This is a genomic window from Bacillus sp. BB081 (assembly GCF_008368895.1).
GTDB classification, from domain to species: domain Bacteria; phylum Bacillota; class Bacilli; order Bacillales; family Bacillaceae_G; genus Bacillus_A; species Bacillus_A wiedmannii.
The window spans coordinates 1-3,250 of the sequence record NZ_QOZX01000133.1 but is presented as its reverse complement, the minus strand read 5'-3'; the positions used below and the strand labels follow the sequence as shown (position 1 = coordinate 3,250).

The 3,250-nt window shown below is 30.8% G+C and carries 4 protein-coding genes; 2 read left to right on the top strand and 2 right to left on the bottom strand.

What is annotated here, in order from left to right; all coding sequences use genetic code 11:
• Positions 1-7: 7 nt before the first annotated feature.
• The gene (locus DN394_RS28685; protein WP_149294463.1) at positions 8-598 is read right to left on the bottom strand and encodes a spore coat protein; all 591 of its coding nucleotides are present in this window, start codon (positions 596-598) and stop codon (positions 8-10) included.
• A gap of 857 nt (positions 599-1,455) precedes the next feature.
• Between DN394_RS28685 and DN394_RS28680 the strand changes: the two genes are divergently transcribed.
• A complete protein-coding gene (locus DN394_RS28680) occupies positions 1,456-1,887 on the top strand; it encodes a GNAT family N-acetyltransferase (RefSeq protein ID WP_098953532.1) in 432 nt (143 codons plus the stop codon).
• Between the two features lie 233 nt (positions 1,888-2,120).
• Positions 2,121-2,294, top strand: coding sequence for a hypothetical protein (locus DN394_RS29180; RefSeq protein ID WP_098208900.1), 174 nt, complete (start codon positions 2,121-2,123; stop codon positions 2,292-2,294).
• 118 nt (positions 2,295-2,412) lie between these two features.
• Here DN394_RS29180 and DN394_RS28675 read toward each other — a convergent pair whose 3' ends face one another.
• Complete coding sequence (locus tag DN394_RS28675; RefSeq protein ID WP_098953530.1) at positions 2,413-3,183, bottom strand: GNAT family N-acetyltransferase; 771 nt, start codon at positions 3,181-3,183, stop codon at positions 2,413-2,415.
• Between the last annotated feature and the right edge of the window lie 67 nt (positions 3,184-3,250).

Genomic DNA, 3,250 nt, shown 5'->3' with positions numbered 1-3,250 from the left:
AAATATTTTATAAAATATTTAATTTTACTAGTAAAGCTAATAAAATTTGGAGAAGAATTTGAACATTTACAGCTATGTCTGTATCCGTAGTCGTAACTGTAACATTTCTAGAATTTCTAATAACAGTTTCTTGTTTATTAATTTGTTTAATAGATGATTTTTGAAACAATTCTTGTGCTACACGATCAGCTTTTTCACTATCTGCTATAGAAATACTTATTATAACCACGATAGCTGCTTGTAATGCTGCTTGAATAGATAACGCAGCTTTTGTATCTGTAGTAGTAACTTCTACATCTGCTGAATCAACAATTATAATAGATTCTTCAGAAATTTGATAAGTTTTACTTTCTTGCGCAGCTGCTTCTGAAACGCTAGCATTTTTAAAAGATGGATGAGGATTTAATGTTTCGGAATCCTGTTTTATTGATTCAGAATCCCCTTTTTTTGGTTCGCAATCCTGTTTTATTGGTTCAGAATCCCCTTTTTTTGGTTCGCAATCCTGTTTTATTGGCTCAGGAACCCGTTTTTTTGGCTCAAACTCCCGGTTTAATGGATCCCGGTTTTTCTTTCTTCTACAAACTTCACAATCACACATAAAATCACCCCTTTTAGTCTAAAAAATTAGCAATATTAAAATATTGGCTAACTACTAGCATTTTATGTATTTTTTAAAAATTTGTTTGGACAAGTAACTTAATCTTTTATTTTACTTCTACTTCTTTTTCTAATAAAAGAAGGCTGCCTTCAAATAAGAAGACAGCTTTCTTTGTGACTACTCTAGAATAGATTTCATACAATATAATTGTTCCTTTCTTATAACCTGAACTCGTCACTTTAGTTATAAAAATGTGAGTATATCCTATAACCTTTTTCAAGGATCATCCATAATTTATTTCAGAAAAAGTGCTTTGTTTTACTGAAAGGTGGTTGCGGAAACAACCGCCTTTTTATTCGAAACAAAATAAAACTTTTATATATAAGGCCCATAATTAAATACACTTAACTTCATATGATATATTGCATCCTTTCTTTTTAGAATGAGTAGTCGTTACTGAAGGGCACTTTTCGAAGTGCTCTTATCTTTAAATCCCTTTTCTTTTTCAGGAGGAGTTTTTTACTAAATCCTAATACGATTTTTATCACTCAGGCTGGTGATTATCATATTTCCTTAATAGTTCCAATTAATACAGTAGCTACTAATTAAAATAAGCCTATAAACTCTATACACTTAAACAATAATGCGTTACCAAACACATGAACTAATTTTTGACTATGTAACACTAAATTCACAAGGTCATTATCCTCTGTTTGTTGAAGCCATCATTTCAATACCAGCAAACCCACACCTTCAACTAACAAACTTAACAAATATGCTATATCAAGGTTCTTTTGATATAGCATATTATGTTCTATATAATGAAGATAGCGCTAGTTTTCCAAAGGAGGATGCATATGAGTATTCAACTAGCTACATCTAATGACCTAGAATGGATTAATAATCAATATGAATCGATAGGATTTGTACGAAGTGATTTAAAAAGAGATAAAGTTGCAATTATTACATACAACATCGAGTATGCAGGTGTTGGACGATTAGTCCAACTAGATGAAGATACTATAGAAATGGGCGGGATTTTTATTCTCCCTAAATTTAGAGGTCTACAATTAGCTGCGGAACTTGTTTCATTTTTAGTAGAAACTGCGAAGAAATTACAAGTACAACATGTATATTGTCTTCCTTTTGAGGAATTAGAAAACTTTTATAAGAAATATGGCTATACCGAGGTCGATACTACGAAAGAAGTAGTTCATCCAATTATTCTAAAAAAATATAATTGGTGTTTAGATCATTATGATAAGCATGTTTTATTATTTAAGTTGTAAGTGCTATATAAAATATAAGTTATTTCCCCCACTCAAATAATAACCGTACTTTATTTGGTTACCATCAGCTTCTACAAGAGATACAATTACTACATACTCTTCATTTTTCCCCAATCTTACTTTTTGTGTAAAAGATTATTTTGTTTAAAATTACCTTAAATCTTATTCCAACAAACTAATCAGAAGGCGAATTCCTATATAATACAATTAAGTAATTAAAAGGAGCGTTATTCATGATAGATGTAGTAAGACTCGTTATCTTTATTGTAGTTGCAATTGGTGCCATTTTTAACATTTACCTAGAATTTAAAAAACCTAAAAAAAGTATATTCTCAATCGTTTTTCTATCAGTACTCTTTATTGGTGCCTCAGGTTTAATCAAAGATATTTTATATAAAATTTTATAGTTATTTGATTAAAAATTACTGTTCTGTCAATAATGTATATAACATGATTGTATTTCTCCATTCTCCTTTGGAGAGGAGCAGTTAGCTTTTGCTATCTGCTCTTTTATTTAAAACAATTTCATCTATTATCCACAAAATACGTATCATACGCCTTATCAAAAGCATATCCTAACTTTTCTGCCAGTTTAGCAGACCTAGTATTCGCAGCATCCCAGTTTGGATATATCTCTTTTTCTAAACAGGCCAAGATTAGCGCTGCACTAACTATAGTCGCCAACCCTTTTCTTCTATGATTGCGATCAGTCGCCACTTCAATTTCAATCCCATTATCATAAATGCTATACGATGATGCACCACATACAACTTCACCTTTGTACAAAATACTATACCCTATACCTCGTTTTAAATAATCTTCTACTGATTGAAATTGACTTGTAAAATCTTCAGAGACCCTATGTAATGTAGGGATATTTACAATATGTTCATCTATTCTTCGTAACTCGTATCCTTTTGGCAGCGCCGATATAAAAGATTGTAATTTTGAACGATTAAAAACTTCTGCATTACGTCTGAATTTATAGCGTAAAAACTTATCTATTTTTCTTTTGTAAAATGTTTCTAAACGCTTTTTCCACTCTTCACTATTTACGATTACTAACATTCTATCAGGAATGTTACGTACTAATTCTTCTGTTTCTTTCGCATGTGGATCCCCAGTGTAAAATGTAAAAATCCCTACCGTAACTTGCGCTACCGTTGGATTTTCAAGATTATTTACCCAAGCAGTACCCATATGTCCTTGTAAATAAGAAAGTAAAACAACGTTATTGAAATCTTCGAACATAGTAACTAATTTTTCTCTCGTATGTATATTCGCTTCATATATCATTTACATTCCCGCTTTCTTTGGAATCAGTTTAACTCTACTTTTCATATATAAACAAAAGTTTATTAAA

Coding starts and splice junctions, on each gene's coding strand:
- DN394_RS28685 (WP_149294463.1), bottom strand. CDS start 598: ATGTGTGATTGTGAAGTTTGTAGAAGAAAGAAAAACCGGGATCCATTA.
- DN394_RS28680 (WP_098953532.1), top strand. CDS start 1,456: ATGAGTATTCAACTAGCTACATCTAATGACCTAGAATGGATTAATAAT.
- DN394_RS29180 (WP_098208900.1), top strand. CDS start 2,121: ATGATAGATGTAGTAAGACTCGTTATCTTTATTGTAGTTGCAATTGGT.
- DN394_RS28675 (WP_098953530.1), bottom strand. CDS start 3,183: ATGATATATGAAGCGAATATACATACGAGAGAAAAATTAGTTACTATG.